The organism is Candidatus Desulforudis audaxviator MP104C, from assembly GCF_000018425.1.
Taxonomy (GTDB): domain Bacteria; phylum Bacillota; class Desulfotomaculia; order Desulfotomaculales; family Desulforudaceae; genus Desulforudis; species Desulforudis audaxviator.
This window is the reverse complement of the sequence record NC_010424.1, coordinates 1,731,253-1,751,274: the sequence shown is the minus strand read 5'-3', so window position 1 is coordinate 1,751,274 and position 20,022 is coordinate 1,731,253. Positions and strand designations below refer to the sequence as shown.

General features: G+C 63.8%; 21 protein-coding genes. 18 read left to right on the top strand and 3 right to left on the bottom strand.

The window, feature by feature from the left end; translation table 11 throughout:
- Window positions 1-39: 39 nt before the first annotated feature.
- Window positions 40-1,080 carry a heparan-alpha-glucosaminide N-acetyltransferase domain-containing protein gene (locus tag DAUD_RS08425; protein WP_012302743.1) on the top strand — a complete coding sequence of 347 codons (1,041 nt, stop codon included), beginning with the start codon at window positions 40-42 and terminating at the stop codon, window positions 1,078-1,080.
- A 225-nt stretch (window positions 1,081-1,305) separates the two neighbouring features.
- Window positions 1,306-1,581, top strand: a complete 276-nt coding sequence (locus tag DAUD_RS08420; RefSeq protein WP_012302742.1) for an amphi-Trp domain-containing protein — start codon at window positions 1,306-1,308, stop codon at window positions 1,579-1,581.
- On the opposite strand, the gene DAUD_RS08415 is transcribed toward DAUD_RS08420, so the two are convergent.
- Complete coding sequence (locus tag DAUD_RS08415) at window positions 1,578-1,955, bottom strand: HIT family protein (RefSeq protein WP_012302741.1); 378 nt, start codon at window positions 1,953-1,955, stop codon at window positions 1,578-1,580. The two genes, DAUD_RS08420 and DAUD_RS08415, sit on opposite strands and share 4 nt — an antisense overlap.
- Window positions 1,956-2,073: 118 nt before the next feature.
- Between DAUD_RS08415 and DAUD_RS12095 the strand changes: the two genes are divergently transcribed.
- Window positions 2,074-2,235, top strand: a complete 162-nt coding sequence (locus DAUD_RS12095; RefSeq protein WP_012302740.1) for a YgaP-like transmembrane domain — start codon at window positions 2,074-2,076, stop codon at window positions 2,233-2,235.
- An 86-nt stretch (window positions 2,236-2,321) separates the two neighbouring features.
- Window positions 2,322-3,290, top strand: a complete 969-nt coding sequence (gene galE / locus DAUD_RS08410) for a UDP-glucose 4-epimerase GalE (protein ID WP_012302739.1) — start codon at window positions 2,322-2,324, stop codon at window positions 3,288-3,290.
- A gap of 27 nt (window positions 3,291-3,317) precedes the next feature.
- Here the strand turns inward: galE and otsB are convergent, their stop codons facing one another.
- Both otsB and DAUD_RS08400 read right to left on the bottom strand, forming a co-directional pair.
- On the bottom strand, window positions 3,318-4,103 hold the full coding sequence (gene otsB, locus DAUD_RS08405; RefSeq protein WP_012302738.1) for a trehalose-phosphatase: 786 nt from the start codon (window positions 4,101-4,103) through the stop codon (window positions 3,318-3,320).
- A 16-nt stretch (window positions 4,104-4,119) separates the two neighbouring features.
- Window positions 4,120-5,655 carry an alpha,alpha-trehalose-phosphate synthase (UDP-forming) gene (locus tag DAUD_RS08400; protein WP_012302737.1) on the bottom strand — a complete coding sequence of 512 codons (1,536 nt, stop codon included), beginning with the start codon at window positions 5,653-5,655 and terminating at the stop codon, window positions 4,120-4,122.
- Window positions 5,656-6,193: 538 nt separating this feature from the next.
- Here DAUD_RS08400 and murJ point away from each other — a divergent pair.
- From murJ to DAUD_RS08335, 14 genes are all read left to right on the top strand, one after another.
- Window positions 6,194-7,759 carry a murein biosynthesis integral membrane protein MurJ gene (gene murJ / locus DAUD_RS08395; protein ID WP_012302736.1) on the top strand — a complete coding sequence of 522 codons (1,566 nt, stop codon included), beginning with the start codon at window positions 6,194-6,196 and terminating at the stop codon, window positions 7,757-7,759.
- A 280-nt stretch (window positions 7,760-8,039) separates the two neighbouring features.
- Window positions 8,040-8,480 (top strand): hydrogenase iron-sulfur subunit, encoded by a 441-nt coding sequence (locus DAUD_RS08390; protein ID WP_012302735.1) that lies wholly within the window; start codon window positions 8,040-8,042, stop codon window positions 8,478-8,480.
- A 2-nt stretch (window positions 8,481-8,482) separates the two neighbouring features.
- Entirely contained in the window at window positions 8,483-9,436 is a 954-nt protein-coding gene (locus DAUD_RS08385) for an NADH-quinone oxidoreductase subunit B family protein (protein WP_012302734.1), read from the top strand.
- Window positions 9,436-10,893, top strand: a complete 1,458-nt coding sequence (locus tag DAUD_RS08380) for a Ni/Fe hydrogenase subunit alpha (protein ID WP_012302733.1) — start codon at window positions 9,436-9,438, stop codon at window positions 10,891-10,893. The genes DAUD_RS08385 and DAUD_RS08380 overlap by 1 nt, the downstream gene beginning before the upstream one ends.
- Window positions 10,894-11,440: 547 nt before the next feature.
- Complete coding sequence (locus DAUD_RS08375) at window positions 11,441-11,926, top strand: hydrogenase maturation protease (RefSeq protein WP_012302732.1); 486 nt, start codon at window positions 11,441-11,443, stop codon at window positions 11,924-11,926.
- A gap of 134 nt (window positions 11,927-12,060) precedes the next feature.
- A complete protein-coding gene (locus tag DAUD_RS08370; RefSeq protein ID WP_242647920.1) occupies window positions 12,061-12,462 on the top strand; it encodes a hydrogenase maturation nickel metallochaperone HypA/HybF in 402 nt (133 codons plus the stop codon).
- Entirely contained in the window at window positions 12,401-13,072 is a 672-nt protein-coding gene (gene hypB, locus DAUD_RS08365; protein WP_012302730.1) for a hydrogenase nickel incorporation protein HypB, read from the top strand. The genes DAUD_RS08370 and hypB overlap by 62 nt, the downstream gene beginning before the upstream one ends.
- Before the next feature lie 9 nt (window positions 13,073-13,081).
- The gene (locus DAUD_RS08360) at window positions 13,082-13,585 is read left to right on the top strand and encodes a hypothetical protein (RefSeq protein ID WP_041570897.1); all 504 of its coding nucleotides are present in this window, start codon (window positions 13,082-13,084) and stop codon (window positions 13,583-13,585) included.
- Between the two features lie 79 nt (window positions 13,586-13,664).
- Complete coding sequence (locus DAUD_RS12090; protein ID WP_200858701.1) at window positions 13,665-13,835, top strand: hypothetical protein; 171 nt, start codon at window positions 13,665-13,667, stop codon at window positions 13,833-13,835.
- 86 nt (window positions 13,836-13,921) lie between these two features.
- Entirely contained in the window at window positions 13,922-16,243 is a 2,322-nt protein-coding gene (gene hypF, locus DAUD_RS08355) for a carbamoyltransferase HypF (RefSeq protein WP_012302728.1), read from the top strand.
- Window positions 16,234-16,476 (top strand): HypC/HybG/HupF family hydrogenase formation chaperone, encoded by a 243-nt coding sequence (locus tag DAUD_RS08350; RefSeq protein WP_012302727.1) that lies wholly within the window; start codon window positions 16,234-16,236, stop codon window positions 16,474-16,476. The genes hypF and DAUD_RS08350 overlap by 10 nt, the downstream gene beginning before the upstream one ends.
- Entirely contained in the window at window positions 16,451-17,572 is a 1,122-nt protein-coding gene (gene hypD, locus DAUD_RS08345; RefSeq protein WP_012302726.1) for a hydrogenase formation protein HypD, read from the top strand. The genes DAUD_RS08350 and hypD overlap by 26 nt, the downstream gene beginning before the upstream one ends.
- A gap of 66 nt (window positions 17,573-17,638) precedes the next feature.
- Window positions 17,639-18,655 carry a hydrogenase expression/formation protein HypE gene (gene hypE / locus DAUD_RS08340; protein WP_012302725.1) on the top strand — a complete coding sequence of 339 codons (1,017 nt, stop codon included), beginning with the start codon at window positions 17,639-17,641 and terminating at the stop codon, window positions 18,653-18,655.
- A 415-nt stretch (window positions 18,656-19,070) separates the two neighbouring features.
- Window positions 19,071-19,955 (top strand): universal stress protein, encoded by an 885-nt coding sequence (locus DAUD_RS08335; protein ID WP_012302724.1) that lies wholly within the window; start codon window positions 19,071-19,073, stop codon window positions 19,953-19,955.
- The last annotated feature ends 67 nt before the right edge of the window (window positions 19,956-20,022 follow it).

The following is a 20,022-nucleotide window of genomic DNA, read 5'->3' as shown; positions in this document are numbered from 1 at the left end:
AGTTGTGATCACCCCCGAGGGAAATGTGGTGGCAAGCTGATGTGGGGCACCCTTGGAGCGGGACGGTTTGCGAAAAGGGGCGGCGCGGTGTTCGGTGAAGGCGGACGGTACAACAGTATCGACGATTTTCGGGGGTTGGCGGTGTTCCTGATGTTCAACGCCAACTTTGTGGTGGTTTTCGCCGCGGACCCGCCGCTTCTGGTGAACCACGCCCGGCCGGAAGGGTTTTTGCCCCTGGACCTGGTGGCCCCGCTGTTCGGCTTCGCCATCGGCCTTTGCCTGCCGCTGACGCTGGCCCGGGCGCGGGCGCGCACCGGCGGGGCCGGTGACGGAGAGCGGGTGCTCTCCCGGGTGGCCCGCCGGGCGGCGCTTCTTTTTCTCATCGGCTATGTGCCCGACTTCTGGTACGGGTATGCGGCGGCGGCTTCCCTGTGGGAGAACGCCGCGCGAACCTGGGGCATCCTGGAGACCTGGGCCCTAGCCTACGTGCTGGCCTTCCTGCTTTGTCACCTGCGCTTGGACCTGCGCCTGGTGGCGGCCCTGGCGTTAGCGCTCTTCTACCAGTTGTTTCTGCTGCCGCTGCCCGCCGTGGCCGAGGCGGTCCGGTCGCTGGTGGAGGGCGGGCCGGCGGCCGTCCTGTCCTGGTCGGTGATCATCGTCGCGGGCACTATTTGCGGAGAACTCTTGTACCGGGCGCCGCGACAAGTCTTTTTGGAGTGGGGACTGAGGATGGGCCTCGTCCTGACAAGCCTGGGGCTTTTGGTTCACTTTCTAGTGGCGCCGCTGGACCGGATCCTAGTCACCGCCTCCTATACGTTGTTCGGGGCCGGGGTCGCGGCCCTGGTGTTCGTGTGGTTTGAGTTTCGGCGTCCGGCCTGGGGGGCGTTTTTCCGCCGGGCGGGACAATACCCGCTTACGGCCTGGGTGCTGCAGGCGCTGGTGTACGGTCCGGTGGTCTTGACCGTGGGTTTCGGTCACTTTGCCTGGCCGCTGGCGGGCCTGATGGCCCTGGCGGCCGCGGTGGCGCTTTTAGTGCTTACCCCGGTGGCCCAGCGGGCGGGGCTGCGGCTTAAGGTGTAAGACTGGGACCTGGGGCGAGGGTCCGGGGGCGGTGGATCTGCCCACGCTGGTCTGCCGGTTTTTGCCGGATGGGACGCTGACTTTCGTAAACGACGCCTTTTGCCGGCTTTCCTCGGCCCGGAGCAGCCCCTCATTGCCTATGAGTAGACCTAATGGGTTTTCATGGAGAAATGCTTTGGTAAATCGGTTATAATTCAAAGTAATCAAGTAATGGAGGTGTCTGGTATGGGATCGCCGAAAGAGGTGCTGTTCGAGAGCGAGGAACGTAAGAGTCTATCTGAGATTGCCGCTTTTTTGCGCGCGGCGGCCGATGGCCTGGAGCGGGGGGTCTTGATCCTGGCACAGGGCGAGCGCCGGGTGGAGGTCGGCCCGCCGGGGGAGGTGATGCTCGAGATTGAGTACGAGGTCGAAGACGATGAGCACGAACTGGAAATAGAGATCAAGTGGCGGGCCCAGGCCGCACCGGCCGCAGAGGATGAGGAACCCGCTCAGAGCGGCTAGCTTTCCCGGGGGGACATGGCCAGGTTGGGCTTGACGCGGCGCACCCCGCCCAGGGGTTTGTCCACATCCCCGATGAACCGGGGGATGACGTGGAAGTGCAGGTGCCAGATGGTCTGCCCGGCGCACTCGCCGATGTTGACCCCGACGTTGTACCCGTCCGGGCGGTACTTTTCGTCAAGGAGCACTTTCGCCTCCTGGATCAGGCGGTAGGCGGAGAGGATCTCCTCCTCGGTCGCCTCGAACAGGGTGGGGAAGTGGCGCTTGGTAATCACCAGCATGTGACCGGGGTTGACGGGGTACTTGTCGTAGATGGCCCATGCCAGTTCGTTTTCCAGGATGATGATTTCCGGCGGCAGGTTGCAGAAAAAGCACAAGACGGATCCCTCCCGGATGTTGTTAGGCTTTAATTCTACGGGTAAAGGCTGATTCCTGCCTGTTTGTTAAAGAAAGTACAATCGGGATGGTGTGCTGTTCAAAGGGGGTGTCCGGGCATTGAAGCCAAACCTGACCCCGCGCTTGCGGGTGCTGCGCGTCGTGACCGGGCTGGCGCTGTTGAGCCTGGTGCCGCTGGCCTTTGTGGGGCCGCGGACCCCGCTGGCCTGGCTGGGTCTGGCCGGCCTGGTGCCGCTGGTAGTCGGGTTCACCGGATACTGACCGGCCTGCCGGGAGGCGGGGCCGCGTGACGGCCCGCAGGCCCCCTGACGAGGGGAGAGGATTCACGTACCAAGGAGGCACCGCGAGTGAAGACAATTCTGGTCACCGGCGGGGCCGGGTATATCGGCAGCCACACCGTGCTGGCCCTGGGGGAGAGGGGCTACGACGTGGTCACGCTGGACAACCTGTCCGCGGGGCACCGCTGGGCGGTGCGGCACGGGGAACTGGTGGAGCTTGACCTGCTCGACCGGGAGGGTTTGGACCGGCTCTTCGCGGCGCGGCGCTTCGACGCCGTGGTGCATTTCGCGGCGCACATCCAGGTGCCCGAATCGGTGGAACGGCCGCTTATGTATTACGTGAACAACGTGGGCGGCACGCTGAACCTGTTGGCAGCGATGGTCCGGCACGGGCCCCGATACCTGATCTACTCGTCCAGCGCGGCGGTGTACGGCATTCCGGAGGTGATCCCGGTGGCGGAGGACGCGCCGCTCCGGCCGATAAACCCGTACGGGCATACCAAAGCCATGGTCGAGCGGATACTCCGGGACATGGCCCGCGCCGGGGAGATCGACTACATTGCCCTGCGCTACTTCAACGTGGCCGGCGCCGACCCCGGCGGGCGCCTGGGCGAGGGCAAGGAGTGGGCGCCGCACCTGATCACGGTGGCGGTGCGGGCGGCCGCCGGGCGGCGGGCCGGGATGACGGTGTTCGGGACCGACTACCCGACGCCGGACGGCACCGGCGTGCGCGACTACATCCACGTGTCGGACCTGGCCGAGGCGCACGTCCTGGCCCTGGAGCACCTGCTGGCGACGGGGGAGAGCGGAGTCTTCAACTGCGGTTACGGGCGGGGGTATTCGGTGCTGGAGGTACTGGACGCGGTGCGGGAGGTGACCGGCGTGGATTTCCCCGTTGAGTACGCCGGACGCCGGGCGGGAGACCCGCCAGCCCTGGTGGCGGACAGCCGCCTGATCCGGGAGCGGCTCGGCTGGCAGCCGCGCCTGGACGACCTGCGGCTGATCGTGGAAACCGCCTGGCGCTGGGAACTCCCCTAACGCAAAAAAGGGGCCAGGCCCCTTTTTTTAAGGGGGGGTGGGGAGGGAGTCCGGCGAGGTGATGTAGCTGGGGCCGTGTTCGGCGACACCCCGCAGAAGGTCCAGCACCGCCGGGCGGGTGAGGCGGCGGCGGGCGGTGGTCGCCCGGCGCGCGTCGGCGACCAGGATGGTCAGTCCCCGGCCGGACAGGGCGCGGAAGGCGTCCTCGTCGGTGACATCGTCCCCTATGTACACGGGCAGGGCGTCCGGGCAGGCGGCGAGCAGTATCTTCACGGCGGTCCCTTTGCTCACGCCCTTGGGTCGCACCTCAAGCACTTTACGCCCGGCCAGAAGGTCGCACTCCAGGTCGGGGCAGTACTGCTCGCGCAGGTCCAAGAAAGCGTCCAAAACGGTGTCGACCTCGTCCGGGTCGGCGAGGCGGTAGTGCAGGGCGACGGACATTTCCTTCCTTTCGATCTGGAAACCGGTCCGGCCCTCGATCAGCTCCTGGGCCTCCTCGGTCAGGTGGTCCAGTTGCTCCAGGGCCGTGGGGGCGGCCAGAAAACGGGGCGGTGCTCCGGGGTGCTGAATGATCGCCCCGTGGCAGGCGGAAAGGTACAGGCCCGGCACGGGGAGCATTTCTTGCAGGTTCTTCAGTCCCCGGCCACTGATAATGGCCACGCGAAGACCGTCCCGGCCGACCAGGGTGTGCAGTAACCGCAGCAACTCCGGCGGGGGGACGGCCTCGTCCGGGGTGGGGGCGATCGGGACCAGGGTCCCGTCGTAATCCAGGAACAAGTACAGGCGCACTTCGTTTTTTTCGTCGAAGTTCATTCCTACCTCCTTGAAACTAGCTCCTCGTTACCTGGACCAGCTCGGGAATGGGCAGGGGCTTGCGCCGGAGATATTGCGGGCAGCCGGCCTCATCCACGGTGGCGGGCAGGCCCGAGAGGCGCAGGTGCCCGCCCAGGGTTTGGGCTAGGCTGTCCAGGATGCTCTGCCACCAGTGAGTTAGGTTGTACCTGGTCACGTTTTCGCGCATGGCCCGCATCCGTCGGGCCTGTTCCTCACGCGGCATCTCCAGGGCGAACCGGAGCTGCTCGGCCACGTCGTGCGGGTAGTAAGGGTTGGCGATCACCGCCTCGGTAAGCTGCTCGGCGGCCCCGGCGAAAGGGCTCAACACCAGCACGCCGGTGTTGTCGATGCGCGAGGCGACAAATTCCTTGGCCACCAGATTCAGCCCGTCCCGCAAGGGTGTGACCAGGGCCACGTCGGCCGCGAGGTAGTGGGCCACCAGGTATTCGGGGTTGAGCGAACGAAACTGGTAACGCACCGGCACCCGCCACTGCTCCCCGAACCGTCCGTTGATCCGGCCCACAGTTTCCTCGACGGCCCGGCGGAGTTCGCGGTAGGCTTTGCCCTCGGTGCGGGTGGGCACGGCCACCTGCAGAAAGGTGAAGTCGTCGGCGTAGCCGGGGTTTCGCTCCAGAAACAGCTCGACCGCCTGGAGCCGTTCCAGGATTCCCTTGGTGTAGTCCAGCCGGTCGGCCCCCAGGACCAGAAAGCGTGCGCCGATGGAGCGCCGGATTGCCTCCGCCCGCTGTCGGACGGCCGGCTCGGTGGCTAGGGCGATAAACCGCGCGGCATCGACGCCGATGGGCAGCGCCCGGACGATGATGTCGCGTCCCTCCCAGCGGACGATACCGGCCTCCGGGTCGACCTCGAGGTCCAGGAGCCAGGAGACGCAGTGCAGGAAGTTGTCAAGGTAGACCGGAGAGTGAAAGGCGATGTTGTCGCATGCCAGAAAGCCCTTAAGGATCTCCCGGGCCCAGGGGAGGATACTGAACACGTCGTAGGACGGGAACGGGATGTGCCAGAAAAAGGCGATCCGGGCCTCCGGTCGGAGCGCGCGGAACATCGCGGGCGTGAGGGCCAGCTGATAGTCGTGGATCCACACCACGTCGCCTTCCCGCCAGTCCGCCGCCACCGCGTCCGCGAACCGTTGGTTCACCAGTTGGTAACTCCGCCAGTAGTCGGGGTTGAAGACACAGCGGTCGATAAAGCTGTGACACAGGGGCCAGAGGCAATCGTTGGCAAAGCCCAGGTAGAAATCCCGGTGCTCGGACGCAGAGAGGGTGACCTCGCGAACACTGTATCGCGGTTCGGTGCGCGGTACGGGCCAGGTATGGCCCACCCCCGGCTTACGCTTTTTGCGGCCGCACCAGGCGATCCAGATACCCCCGGTCGCTTCGATGATCGGCTCCACGGCCGAAACGAGGCCGCTGACCGTATGGGACACCGAAACCCCGGAAGGGGTTTCCTTGATCTCCACCGGGCCACGGTTGGATACGACGACCAGGCGCTCCAGGTTGTGCAGGACAGTCAACGGGTTCCACCTCCAGGCTCGGGGTGGGGATTGCTAAAGCCTCCCGCTTTCCAGACACTTGGACCTGCGGGCGGAAGACCCGGCAGGTCCGGTGATAAATCGTTTCACGGCTCTTAGAGCATCTGAGTGGGCCAACCCCTGGATTTATTGTATCATATTAACTGGTCCGATGCCAGCTTTTGACCGAAGTCGCACTTTTCCGGTGGCCAGCCGGTTCGTAGGTCACGCGCAAGGAGAGCGACAGGGGCGATCGGCGATCCGCTTCGGCGGCACCGGGAGCTGGAAAAGGGGCCTGGCCCCTTTTTCCGGAAACCGGTTCACCTCATCGGTCAACAGTCGCGACTGTCACCGGGGGGGGGTTAAAGTTTTTGAGGCCGCAACCCCCGTATGTGTGCTACAATCTATCTGGATATCAGGGTGCGCTGGCGCCTGAAGTGTGCCCATAACGCTGGAAACCGGCCGGGAGCCGGGGAAGTATCTGCCGGGGCAAAGTGCATGGGTCCCTCCAAGTCTGCCTTCTAAAAGCTGAGGTTGTGTGATGTCTACAGGTCAGGTAGTCGCCCGCGCCACCATCGTGGTCATGATTATGCTGGCCCTGTCCCGGGTGCTGGGATTGGGGCGGGAGGCGGCCATCGCCCACCAGTTCGGCGCCACGCACGCCACCGACGCCTACCTGGTGGCCTATACCATCCCGAACATCTTTTACGCCGTCGCCGGCATTGCGCTGGCCACCGTGATCGTCCCGATCTTCACCGAGTACGTCACCCAGGGCCGGCGCGAAGAGGCCTGGCGGCTTTGCAGCCTGATCACCAACGCCTTGATCCTGTTCACGGTGGTCGGGTCCCTGATCGGGATGATCCTGGCTCCGGCGGTAGTCGGCGTACTGGGGAAGGGCTTCGCCCCGGAGACCTTCCGGCTGTCGGTCCAACTGATGATGATTATGATGCCTTCGATCGTGTTCTTCAGCCTGGCCGGCCTGTTCACCGGCATGCTGAACGCCAACAACGTGTTCGGGGTTCCGGCCTTCGCCCCGGCGGCCATGAACATCGTAATCATTTCCGGCGCCCTGTTTCTGGGGAATTACTACGGGGTCTACGGCCTAGCCGCCGGTGTGGTCGGCGGCGCCGCCGTAATGGCCCTGATCCAGGTGCCGGTGCTGCGCCGCGCCGGTTTCCGCTACCACCCCGAACTGAACCTCCGCCACCCCGAGGTGAAAAGGGTCCTGTACCTGATGCTGCCGCTCACCCTGGGCCTTTCCGTCAGCCAAGTGTACCTGATGATCGACTGGGTGCTGGCCTCCGGGCTGGCCGAAGGCAGCATCGCCGCGCTGAACTACGCGAACAAACTGGTTCAACTCCCCCAGAGCCTTTTCGTGCTGGCCGTGTCCACGGCCATCTTTCCGACCTTGAGCCGCCATATCGCCGAGGGGGATCCGGCCGAGATGGTCCGCACTCTTAGACGTGGGGTGAAGGTGGTTCTTTTACTCACCGTCCCGGCGGTGACCGGCTTGGTCCTCTTGCGCATCCCGATCGTGACCCTGCTTTTCGAGCGAGGGGCTTTCGACGAGCGGGCCACGGCGATGACTGCGGCGGCACTGCTTTTCTTCGCCATCGGCCTGGTGGGGCATTGCCTGGTGATGCTCATCAGCCGCGGCTTTTTCGCCATGCAGGACATGCGCACGCCGGTGATGGTCACCGTCGGCACGCTGACCGTGAAGGGCGGGGCGAGCCTCCTACTGGTGGGGCCCATGGCCCACGCCGGCTTGGCCCTGGCCACTTCGATCACCGCCGTCCTGAATGCGGTGCTCCTGATCTATCTCCTGCAGCGCCGCCTGCGCGGCGGCCTGATCACGGCCGACCTGGTGCGTTTCCTGGGCGGGGTGTTGGTGGCCACCGGGGTGATGGGTCTGGTGGTGGTGACGGTGGACGCAGCTTTGGCCGCTTTTTTCCCTGCCGGTGGGCTTGGGCTGCTGGCCCGGGTGGGACTGACCATTGTGACCGGCGCAATTGTTTATTTCTTTGCAGGGATTTTGATCCGGCTTGACGAACTGTTAAATATCCTCGGCTATGCGCGCCGGACCATTGCCGGCCGGCGGCCCGCATGAATTTGGGAACATTTGTCCGGATTTTCGTTGAAACGGGCGGGGCTTTTTGTTAGAATATATTAATAAATTCGGACAAGTTGGGTCAGCAGCCAGGATGGCGGTTGGTCCTGTCGGTTTTTTAGTTGGTTGGTTAACCTATTCCGCAGTTACAGCATCGGCGCAGCATTGCCTTCGAAACGAATTCAATTTCAAATTTTTTGGAGGTGGGAGTAAAAAGCAGTTCGCGGCGGAGCGGTGAACTTGCACGTTCTTGAAACTCTGCAAGAAAGAAGGGGCGGGAATGGCGAACACCAAATTTGAACCCAAGATCATCGGTTTTCTATGCAACTGGTGTAGTTACGGTGGCGCTGACCTGGCCGGCGTGTCCAGGCTACAGTATCCACCTAACGTACGGATCATTCGGTTAATGTGCTCGGGGCGCGTCGACCCGCAATTCGTATTCAAGGCCTTGAGTGACGGTGCGGACGGCGTACTGGTTGCTGGTTGACACATCGGCGACTGCCACTATGTTAGTGGCAATTACAAAACCCAGCGGCGCTTCCAGCTGATGAAGATGGTTTTGAACCAACTGGGTGTTGAGGACGAACGGGTTCGGTTAGAATGGATCTCCTCGGCGGAGGGCACCAAGTTCGCCAAGGTGATCTCTGAATTCACCGAAGAGCTTCGGCAGCTGGGGCCGTTTAAGTCCGAACAAAAAGCGGCTGCCGGTGGGGAGGGTTAGACATGAGTAAGTTGAAGTTAGCTTCCTACTGGGCGGCAGCCTGCGGCGGCTGTGACGTGGCCATCCTCGACATTCACGAAAAGATCGTGGATGTGGCCGCGGTGGCCGATATCGTGTTTTGGCCGATCGCCGTGGACTTTAAGTATGCGGACGTGGAAGGCTACGAGGACGGATTCATCGATGTGTGCCTGTTCCACGGGGCCATCCGCAACTCTGAGGGTGAACATGTCGCGAAGCTGCTCCGGAAGAAGTCGAAGGTGATGGTGGCCTTCGGTTCCTGCGCCATCTCGGGCGGGATTCCGGGATTGGCGAACTTCAAGCAGAAGAACGACATTTTCTACCGGGTGTATATTGAAAGCCAATCTACCCAGAACCCGGAAAAGGTCTATCCGCAGACGCACTACGCGGTGCCGGAGGGTGTTCTGGAGCTTCCCGAGTTCTATAAAGAGGTAAAATCCCTGAGCGACGTGGTGGACGTCGACTACTTCATGCCGGGCTGCCCACCCACCTCGGCTCAGATCTGGGCGGTCATCCAGGTGATTGCTTCCGGCGCGCTGCCGCCCAAGGGCGCGTTTGTCGGCTGCGAGAACCAGACGCTGTGCAACACCTGCACGCGGACCAAGACCGACAAGAAAGTCAAGAAATTCTACCAGCCGTATCAGATTATCACCGATCCGGAGAAATGCCTGCTGGAGCAGGGACTGACCTGTATGGGTCCGGTGACCCGGGCCGGCTGTGGCAACCAGTGCGTCAGCGCCAACCAGCCGTGCACCGGCTGTTACGGTCCGGTCGACGGGGTTATCGACCAGGGCGCCAAGTACATCTCGGCGCTGGCTTCCGTAGTTGACGCCGACTCCCCCGATGAGGCTGACCGGATAATCAGCGAAATAGCCGATCCGGCGGGCTTGTTCTACCGCTACGGTCTGCCTGGTTCGCTGTTAAGGAGGGCTAAGTAATGCAACGCATTTCCATTGATCCGATCACCAGGCTTGAGGGCCACGGGAAGATCGAGATCTTCCTGAACGATGCGGGGGGTGTGGAAAACTGCTACTTCCAGGTCCCGGAGCTTCGCGGTTTTGAGAAGTTCTGCGAGGGCCGTCCGGCCGACCAGGTCCCGCAGATCGTCAGCCGCATCTGCGGCGTCTGACCGGCCGCACATCACTTGGCCTCGGGTAAGGCCATGGATATGGTGTTCGGCGTCGAGCCGACACCGGCGGCGAAGAAACTGCGCGAGCTTTACTACAGCGCCCATATGGTCCACAGCCACATCGCCCACTTTTATGCTTTGGCGGCGCCGGACTTCGTGATGGGCCCGGACGCCGACCCGGCCGTGCGCAACGTGTTAGGCGTGATCGGCAAGGTGGGCCTGGAGATCGGCGGCGAGGTGATCAAGCACCGGGCTTACGGGCAGCAGATTCAGGCGATGTTGGGCGGCAAGGCCACCCACCCGGCCTGGACCCTTCCCGGCGGCGTGAGCAAGGGGCTCACCGAGGACGAGCGCAAGCAGGTCGTGGAAATGGCCAAGTCCTGCGTGGAGTTTGCCAAGTTCTCCCTGAAGCTCTTTGACGACGTGGTGCTGGCGAATCAGGCGTACGTCGACCTGATCGTGGGTGATATCTTCAGGCTCGAAACCAACTACATGGGCCTCGTGGACGAGAACAACAAGATTAACTTCTACGAGGGCAAGGTCCGCGTGGTGGACACCGAAGGCAAGGAGCTGTTCAAGTACGGCCCGCGCGAGTACGTGGACTACGTGGCCGAGCATGTCGAGCCTTACAGCTACCTGAAGTACCCGTACCTGAAGAAGTTCGGCTGGACCGGCTTCGTCGAAGGCCCCGGCACCGCCATCTACCAGGCGGCTCCCCTGGGCCGGATCAACGCCTGCGACGGTATGGCCACTCCGCTGGCGCAGGAAGCCTACGAGAAGTTCATCTCGGTTCTGGGCCGTCCGACCCACGCCGTGCTGGCCACTCACTGGGCGCGCCTGGTGGAGCTGATGTACGCGGCGGAGCGTCTGCTGGAGCTGGCACTGGACGAGGAAATCACCAGCCCCGACATCCGGAATATCCCGACCGGCACCCCGAAGGAGGGCGTCGGAATTATCGAGGCGCCGCGCGGCACGCTGACCCACCACTACGCCACCGATCCGAACGGCATCGTGGTGAAGGCGAACCTGATCGTGGGCACCACCAACAACAACGCCCCGATCTCGATGGCCATCAAGAAGGCGGCGATGGGCGTCATCAAGCCGGGTGTGGAGATCACCAACGGCCTACTGAACATGGTGGAGATGGCCTTCCGGGCCTACGACCCGTGCTTCAGCTGCGCGACACACGCCGTTCTGGGCGAGCTGCCGTTGACGGTGAACATCTACGACAGCAAGGGCGAACTGTATAAGACCCTGAGCAGGTAGCATTTGCAGAATCCAGAATCCAGGAGTCAGAATCGGGAATAGAGTCTCCCACGGACGAAACCCGCCGAGGGGCGGCGGTCGTGGGAGCAGGTAACGCTGCCGAGCGCCTTGTACCTGTTTCCTAGCCCTTCCGGAGAGTCTCTCCGGAAGGGCTTTTTACTTTCCTTCGGAGGACGACGCCCCCTTTTGGCGAATACTAACAGGTAAAGAACGCAGTAGTCTTTCAAGTCAGAGAAGGTAAAAGGTGAGTAAAAGGTGTCAGAGGGTGAAAAAGGTGCCTGAAACAGAAAAAGGGGCCAGGCCCCTTTTTCAGAGAACTTAGGGGGTTGCCTCGCTTCCGCAGGCGGAATGGCGGGCTTGGTCAGGGGACTGGCTCCTTTTCCCGCACGGAAACCTGGCTCTTACCGGTGTCGGTTACAGGCGGGAAAAGGTGCCTGTCCCCCTCGGGGACCCGGGGACCTTGGTGATCCTGTCGCCTGGAGCCGGGGCCGTCTTTGAAAGTCAAAGAAGGTGAAAAGGGGCCTGGCCCCTTTTTCGGAGGGGGAGAATGGGGAAGAAGAGGATTGTGGTGCTGGGGTGCGGCAATATCTTCGCCGGTGACGATGCGGTGGGGATCGAGGTGCTGCGGGAGCTGGAGAAGGAGCCGCTTCCAGACGGGGTGACCGTGGTGGAGGCCGGCGCGCCGGGCCTGGGGATGCTCGACCTCATGTACGGCGCCGACAAGGCCGTGATCGTGGACGCGGTGCTGGCTGCGGACATGGAGCCCGGCCTGGTGGTCCGCTGGCGCGAGGACGAGGTGCCCCGCAAGGAGGCGCCGCCGCTTTCGGTACACGACATCGGGGTGCGCGATGCCCTGGAGTTCGGGCGCAAGTCCGGGGTCCTGGAACTGCCGGCAGAGGTGGTGGTCATCGGGATCACGGTCGCGAACGTCGAGCCCTGGCACATGGGCCTTATGCCGGCGGTGGCGGAGGCGGTGCCCCGCGCGGCCGCGGCGGTGCGCCGGGAACTGCGGCGCTGGCTGGAGGGGGAGTGAAAAGCCATATGTGAAGTGGCGCCGGTTTGATGCAGAGCGAAGCGCCGTGCACGAATTTGGCCGGCTGGATGCGGAGTGAGGCGCCGGGCGCGAAGCGGTGCCGGCTGGAGGAGGAGTAATGAGCCTTGCACGAAGTGGGACTGATCCAGACGGTGATGAATGAGATTTCCCAGGTGGCCGCCCGGAGCAACATCACGCGGGTGACCAAGGTGCGCCTGGTGGTCGGGCGCTTGAACGGCGCGCTGCCCGACGTGCTGGAGTTCGCGTTTACGGTCTTGACTCCGGAAACGATATTCGCGGGCGCCCAACTGGAGATCGAGACGGTGCCGATCACCCTGGAGTGCGAGCACTGCGGCGCCCGGACGGTGACGGACGAGCTGGCCTACTTCTGCCCGGAGTGCAGCGGGCGCGCCCGCATCACCGGCGGGCGGGAACTGTACATAGACTTTTTCGAAGGTGATGATGGAAAGGAAGATGAACGTGAAGGTGGTAATGGCCCAGAAGATCCTGCGGGCGAACGAGCAGGTGGCCCGTGAAAACCGGGAACGCCTGGCACGGCTGACGACGGTGAACCTGATCAGCTCGCCGGGTGCCGGCAAGACGACGCTCTTAGAGAAGACGATCATCACCCTGCGGGACGAATTCAGAATCGGGGTGGTGGAGGGCGACATCTACACCACCCGCGACGCCGAGCGGATCGCCGGCCGGGGGGCCGCGGTGGTCCAGATCAACACCGGGGGGCTTTGCCACCTGGATGCGAACATGGTCGGACGCGCCCTCGACCAGCTGGACCTCGACCGGCTGGACCTCCTGTTCATCGAAAACGTGGGGAACCTGGTCTGTCCGGCCGAGTTCGACTTGGGCGAGGACTACAAGACGGCGCTCCTGAGCGTGACCGAGGGCGGCGACAAGCCGACCAAGTACCCGCTGGTGTTCAAGGAGTCCCACACCGTGGTTATCAACAAGAGCGATCTGCTTCCTTACACTGATTTTGATATGAATAAAGTGCAGGCCGAGATCCGGACCATCAACCCGGAAATCCAGATCTTCGTGACCTCGGCCACCACCGGCGAGGGTGTGGAGGCGTGGTGCCTCTGGCTCAGGGAAATCGTGCGTCGGAAACGGGAAGGGCACGCTGCCGGGTAGTCGTCCGCTTTGCCGGCACCGGAACACATATGGGGGCTGGAACGAAAGAACTTTTCGCGCCGGTTTCTTACGAAAGTGCAAGAAGATAACAGATTGTGGGTGCTTTCCATGCGTCAGCTCTGCGTCCGCGGTTTGTTTCCGCGAGCTCGTTTGCAAACCAAGTTTGTTTGTTGGGTTCTACTTTTGCTGGTCGCCTTTGCATTCGCCGGTGCACCCGCGTGGGGTTCTGACGGTTCAAGCGAAACCCTGGAAAAACAAATGGAGAAGGCCGCGACCGAACTGACCCAGAAGATCGAGGAGCAACTGGCGACCAAGCTTGAGGGTGCCAAAGAAATTGCCGGGGATCAAGTACAGCAAGCGTTCGACTTCGTCAAAGGGCTACCGATCCTTCTTGTGATCGCGGCCTTCCTGATAGGGCTCTTCGTATTTAAAGCAGTAAGCGGTTTTATCAAAGTCGCCTTGGCGATCGCGGTGGTGGCGGCTGTCGTCTGGTATCTATCAACAATGTGGTAGCCGGGATACCTTACCCGCCTGAAAAATATCCCTGTAGGGGTTCCTCTCCTGCGAGCTCGACTTCTATCTGAAGAACGAAGTGCTGAATCTTGACGAGATGGAGACCGCCGGCGAGGACCACGCCGAGAACTGGTTCCAGATGGTGCGGGTCATCAAGGCCGTCGGCGGCCGGATCATCGACTTCCTGAACCAGATCGAGTCGTTCCAGAAGATGCTTTGGGTTTGCTTTTGTGCACCGATTCTGGTATGAATAGAGTGCAAGCCGAAATCCGGACCGTCAATCCGGAAATTCAGCTGTTTATGACCTCGGCCGCCCACCGGCCGGAGTGTGGAGGCATGGTGCCTTTGGCTCAGGGAAATCGCGCGTCGGAAATGGGAAGGGTCCGTTACCGGGTAGTCGTCCGGGGCACCGTCCAGGGCGTCGGTTTCCGCCCGTTCATCTATAACCTGGCCCGGGACTGCGGGATCGCCGGCAGCGTGCTGAACGCGGGCCAGGGCGTGATCGTGGACGCCGAGGGTGCGCCGGACGCCGTGCGCCGCTTCCTGGAGGCGGTGCGGGCGCATCCGCCGCGGCTGGCCCGGGTGGACGAGGTGTCCTGGGAAGCGCTGCCCCCGGCGGGCCACACCGGTTTTGAGATCATCGCCAGCACGGGCGGCGCGGAGATCGAAGCGCTGGTGCCGCCGGACGTGGGCCTTTGCCCGGACTGCGCCCGGGAGACCTTCGACCCCCAAGACCGGCATTACGGCTACCCGTTTACGAACTGCACTAACTGCGGCCCCCGGTTCACCATCGTCCGGGAGCTGCCCTACGACCGGCCGAAGACTTCGATGGCCGTCTTTCCCATGTGCCCGGACTGCGCCCGGGAGTACCACGACCCGGCCGACCGCCGGTTTCACGCCCAGCCGGTGGCCTGCCCGGTGTGCGGCCCGGCCGTGGAACTGGTGGACGCCGGCGGCAAGCCGGTGCCGGGCGAGTGGCGGCGGAACTGCTGGGACCTCCTGGCCGAAGGCCGCATCCTGGCCCTGAAGAGCCTGGGCGGATTTCACCTGGTGTGCGATGCGCAAAACCGCGATGCCCTGCGGGAACTCAGGCGGCGCAAGGGCCGCGACGCTAAGCCGTTCGCGGTGATGGCCCGGGACCCGGCCGTGGTGGAGCGGTACTGCCACTTAAACGATCAGGAGCGGGAACTCCTGACTTCCCCCGAGGCGCCGATCGTGATCCTCAAGCGGCGGCCGGGGACCGACCTGCCGCCTGAACTCGCGCCGGGCCTCAAGACCCTGGGGGTGATGCTCCCGTACACCCCACTGCACTTTCTGGTGTTCACCGGGCCGTTCGACCTTCTGGTGATGACCAGCGGCAACTACAGCGAACTGCCGCTGGCGAAGGAGAACGTCCGGGCGCTGGCGGAGTTGGGCGGCATCGCCGACTACTTCCTCTGGCACAACCGGGAGATCGTGAACCGGTGCGACGACTCCCTGGCGGCGGTGATGGACGGGGAAGTGCAGCTCCTGCGGCGATCGCGCGGCTGGGTGCCGGTGCCGGTGCGCGTCCCGACCGGGGACGGGCCGGTGGTGCTGGGCATCGGCGGCGAAATGAAGAACACCTTCTGCCTGCTCAAAAAGGGGCGGGCTTTCGTGAGCCAGCACATCGGGGAACTGGACCACCTGGAGGGCGAGGAGAACCTTTTCTCCAGCTTGTTGAACTTCCAGCGGCTCCTGGACATCGAGGCCGAGGTGGTCGGGTACGACATGCACCCCGACTACCGTTCCTCGCGCCTGGCCCGGAAGGTGCCGGCGGAAAAGCGCTACGAGGTGCAGCACCATCACGCCCACCTGGCGTCCTGCCTGGCCGACAATGGCCTGGTGGACGAGCGGGCGATCGGGGTGATCCTGGACGGCACCGGCTACGGTCCGGACGGCACGCTGTGGGGTTTTGAGATAATAAGCGGCGACTGCCTGGGTTTTAAGCGGGAGATGCACCTCGCCCCCGTGCCCCTGCCGGGCGGCGAGGCGGCGGTGCGCTCCCCCTGGCGCACGGCGGTTGCCTACCTTCTGACCTACCTGGGCGAGGACGGCGACCGGACGGCCGGGCGATTGTTCGGCGGCCACGGCCTGGAGCTGGACGTGGTGCGCCGGATGCTCGCCAAGGGTTTCAACGCCCCGCCGAGTTCGGGCTGCGGCCGGCTGTTCGATGCGGTGGCGGCGCTGGTGGGCGTGTGCACGCGGAGCACCTACGAGGGCCAGGCGGCGATCGAACTGGGGGAACTCGTGCGCGACGACGCTGAAGGCGCGAAGCTCGGGGTCTATCCTTTTTCAATTGAAGAGGGAACGATTTCGGCGGCGGGTACGGTCGCCGGGGTGGTGGAGGACCTGGAGCGGGGGGTGCCCGTGGAGACGATCGCCACCCGCTTCCACAACACCGTCCTGGAGATGGTGCGCGAAGCCGTGCGCCGGGTGGGCGCGGCGACGGGGCTTCGTACCGTGGCTTTGAGCGGCGGCACCTGGCAGAACCGGTACCTTTTCCGGCGCGCGCGGGAAACCCTGCCGCTGGACGGATTCCGGGTACTCACGCACCGGCAGGTGCCGGCGAACGACGGGGGACTTTGCCTGGGTCAGGCTGTAATCGCATACCGGAGGTGGAGTAAGGAATGTGTTTAGGTATACCGGGTCTTGTGGTGGACGTGAAACCGGAATCGGACAGCGCGGTGATTGAGATCTTCGGCGTGCAGCGGGAGATCAGCACGTTTCTGGTGGGCGAGGTGCACACCGGGGAGTACCTCATTGTGCACACCGGCTACGCCATCGAGAAGCTCGACGTGGAAGAGGCCCAAATCCGGCTGAAGCTGTGGGAGGAGATTTTGAGAGATGCATATCCTGGACAGGTTTCGTGATCCCGAACTCGGCCGGGCGCTCCTGGAAAAGGTGATCGCGCTGGCCGACCGGGCACGGGACAAGCTGGGACGCCCGCCGGTCTTCATGGAGGTCTGCGGCACCCACACGGTGGCCATCTCGAAGGCGGGCTTGAGAAGCCTTTTGGAAGAAAAACTCAAACTCCGGAGCGGCCCGGGCTGCCCGGTGTGCGTGACCGACTACGGCGACATCGACGCCATGGTGGCCTTCGGGCGGCTGCCCGGGGTGACGGTGGGCACTTTCGGCGATATGGTGCGCGTGCCCGGCAGCCGGACCTCGCTCGAGCGGGAAAAGGCCCGGGGCGCCGACGTTCGGGTGTTTTATTCGCCAGCCGACGCGGTGAAGTGGGCTAAAGAGAACCCGGAGCGGCAAATGGTGTTTTTGGGGGTGGGTTTCGAGACCACGGCGCCAGCCGTGGCTTTGAGCGTGGCCCAAGCCAAGGCGCTGGGGCTGAAGAACTACAGCGTGTTCACCGTGCACAAGGTGGTGCCCCCGGCGCTTGCCGCGCTCGGTTCCGATCCGGAAATGAAACTCGACGGGTTGATCCTGCCCGGCCACGTCTCGGCGATCATCGGCCGCCGCGCCTACGACTTCATCGCTGAGGAGTACGGGCTGCCCTCCGTGATCACCGGCTTTGAGACGCTGGATATCGTGGACGCGCTTTACAACCTCCTGCAGCAGCTGATATCCGACGACCCGCCCCGGGTGGTTAACGGTTACACCCGGGTGGTGCGGGAGGAAGGGAACGTCCGGGCCCAGGAGACTCTGGACCGGTTCTTCCAGATTGCCGATGTTTCCTGGCGGGGGTTTGGAACCATCCCGGGGAGCGGAATGGAACTGAAGCCGGAGTACCGGGAGTTTGACGCCCGGGCCCGTTTCGCGCCCGAGGTGGCCGCCCCGCGGATCCCGCAGGGCTGCCGGTGCGGGGACCTTCTGAAGGGGAAGCTCACCCCGCGGGATTGCCGGCTGTTCGCGACCGCCTGCACGCCGAGCCACCCGGTGGGCCCGTGCATGGTGTCGTCGGAAGGGGCCTGCGCCGCATTCTACCAGTACGAGCGGCGGACCGCGGCCGGCTAAGACCGGTGGAGCCGCCGCTTGGCTCCGTGCCCCGCTTAAGTTTTGAACTCAGAGGAGGTCCAATAGGTGCCGACGCATAACGAAGACATTGTCCTGCTGGCCCACGGCGACGGGGGCCGGCTGACCCACGAACTGGTGACGGGGCTTTTCCTGCGCCACCTGGGTAACCGGGTGCTGGAAGCGATGACCGATGCGGCCGCCTTTCCGGTCGGGGAAGGCCGGATGGCGGTGACCACCGACTCGTTCGTAATCGACCCGCCCTTTTTCCCGGGGGGGGACATCGGGAAACTGGCCGTTTGCGGCACAGTGAACGACCTGGCCGTGAGCGGGGCCGAGCCCCGTTACCTGACGGCGGCGTTCCTGATCGAGGAGGGTTTTCCGCTGGCGGACCTGGAGCGGGTGGTGGCTTCGATGGCCGCGGCCTGCCGGGACGCGGGGATCGAAATCGTGGCCGGGGATACCAAGGTGGTGGGCCGCGGGCACCTGGACCGGATTTTCATCAACACCACCGGAGTGGGCGTCATCCCCGCGGGAGTGGATCTGGGCTACCACCGGATTTCACCTGGAGACCGGATCCTGGTGAACGGGAACTTGGGCGACCACGGGATGGCCGTCCTGGCCACCCGGGAAGGTTTCGGCTTCGGAGACCGGCTGGTAAGCGACTGCGCGGCGCTGCACCGGATCACGGGCCGGCTGCTCGCCGAGCTTGAAGGGGTCAAGCTGATGCGCGACCTGACCCGGGGTGGACTGGCCACCTCGGCCAAGGAGATCGCGACCTCGTCCGGAGTGGACCTCTGGCTCAGCGAGACCGATATTCCGGTCGGAGCCGGGGTGAAGGGTGCGGCCGAGATGCTGGGGGTGGACCCGCTGTACCTGGCGAACGAAGGGAAGTTCCTGGCGGTGGTGGCGCCCGGCGAGGCCGAGAAGGCGCTCGCGCTGATGCGGGCGGACGAACTGGGCCGTAACGCCCGGATCATCGGCGAGGTCAAGGCTGGCGCGGGGAACGTGTTCCTGAAGACGGCGCTGGGGGGAACGAAGTATCTGGATTTGCTGGCCGGGGCTCCACTCCCCAGGATCTGCTAGAGATCGTTGATAAACTTCGCCTTGCTTCGTCAAGCTCACCGACCAGTACGCTCCGCGTCGGGCGACTTCGCTTTCCTTGCCATGCTCGTTTCTGAACGGTCCTCAGGGCCGCCGAAACCCACGTGCCAAAGCGGTACTGCGGAACCTTGCGCGGCTGTCGGGGATCACCAGCAGTGGGCGCGGATCGGCGGGATCCAGTTGCGGCGGCTCAATGCCGTGTTGTCGTCATCAGGTATTTCACAGCTTTTTCGAGTCTGAAAACTGACGTTTTGTTTAGGAACATGGGCGTTATTGTATCGGGTTGCGGCTTAAGAGCCGTAACCCTTTTGCCCTTTGACGCTCTGTCCGGGCATGCATATAATGGAACAAACAGACTTGTCCCCGGAATGCTTTCGGTTTAGAAGGGGAGGGTTTCGTGACCAGGAGAGTGGTATTAACCACCGATTTCTCGGAATGTGCCCAGAGGACGCTGGACTGTATTCCGGCGCTTAAGGTCTTGGGGTTCGACGAGGTGGTGCTGCTGCACGTGATCAACCCCCACGACCTGGCCCACGTGCTGTCGGGACTGGGCTCCGACCAGCAGTTGGCGCGGATTAAGACCCAGGTCGAGTCCATCCTGGCCGAGACCGCCGAACAGGCCAACGGGTGGAATATCCCGGTGCGCCCGGTGGTGAAGTTCGGGAAGGCGGCGGACGGGATTATCGCCACCGCTCGTGAGGAGGATGCCCAACTGATCGCGATCGGTTCCCAGGGCTGGGGATTGGTGAAGGGCGCGGTCCTGGGCAGCGTGTCCGAACGCGTGCTCCGTTACGCTCCAATGCCGGTACTGGTGATCAAGTGCGGGCCCGGAAGCGCCGGAGACGAGGCGCCGTGCGGCCCGGACCACCTGAACCTTTTCCGCCGGATCATGGTGCCCACCGACTTCTCGGATGCCTCGTTGGAAGCCAGGGACTATATATTAGGGCTGGCGGAGCACCTGCGGGAGGCCGTGGAGGAACTGATCGTCATTCACGTGGCCGACCGTTTCACGGTCTTCTCAGAGCGGCAGTATGAGGAGGCACCGGCCCAATTACGGCGGGTGGCTCGGAGCCTGGAAGCGGCCGGATACCGGGTGCGCACACTCTTAAAGCGAGGCGTTCCCTTTGTGCGGCTTGCCGGCACGGTGCGGGAAGAGGGTGTGACCCTGGTGGTGATGGGCTCCCACGGCCTGAGCAGGGTGCGCGAAATGCTGCTCGGTGGGACGTGCGCGGAATTCGTGCGCACGGTGGACCGACCGGTGCTGGTGGTCAAGCAGGGCTAGACCGTCGTCCGACAATGCAAAGGGCTGCGGGGGGCCGGCGGCCTTGTTGTCGTTCGGCCGCCGACAC

What these genes read in the sequence shown, in the direction of transcription:
- DAUD_RS08425 (WP_012302743.1), top strand. Translation starts at nt 40, where the DNA reads ATGTGGGGCACCCTTGGAGCGGGACGGTTTGCGAAAAGGGGCGGCGCG.
- DAUD_RS08350 (WP_012302727.1), top strand. Translation starts at nt 16,234, where the DNA reads ATGTGTTTAGGTATACCGGGTCTTGTGGTGGACGTGAAACCGGAATCG.
- DAUD_RS08420 (WP_012302742.1), top strand. Translation starts at nt 1,306, where the DNA reads ATGGGATCGCCGAAAGAGGTGCTGTTCGAGAGCGAGGAACGTAAGAGT.
- DAUD_RS08375 (WP_012302732.1), top strand. Translation starts at nt 11,441, where the DNA reads ATGGGGAAGAAGAGGATTGTGGTGCTGGGGTGCGGCAATATCTTCGCC.
- hypB (WP_012302730.1), top strand. Translation starts at nt 12,401, where the DNA reads ATGAACGTGAAGGTGGTAATGGCCCAGAAGATCCTGCGGGCGAACGAG.
- otsB (WP_012302738.1), bottom strand. Translation starts at nt 4,103, where the DNA reads ATGAACTTCGACGAAAAAAACGAAGTGCGCCTGTACTTGTTCCTGGAT.
- DAUD_RS08385 (WP_012302734.1), top strand. Translation starts at nt 8,483, where the DNA reads ATGAGTAAGTTGAAGTTAGCTTCCTACTGGGCGGCAGCCTGCGGCGGC.
- hypD (WP_012302726.1), top strand. Translation starts at nt 16,451, where the DNA reads ATGCATATCCTGGACAGGTTTCGTGATCCCGAACTCGGCCGGGCGCTC.
- hypF (WP_012302728.1), top strand. Translation starts at nt 13,922, where the DNA reads ATGGTGCCTTTGGCTCAGGGAAATCGCGCGTCGGAAATGGGAAGGGTC.
- murJ (WP_012302736.1), top strand. Translation starts at nt 6,194, where the DNA reads ATGTCTACAGGTCAGGTAGTCGCCCGCGCCACCATCGTGGTCATGATT.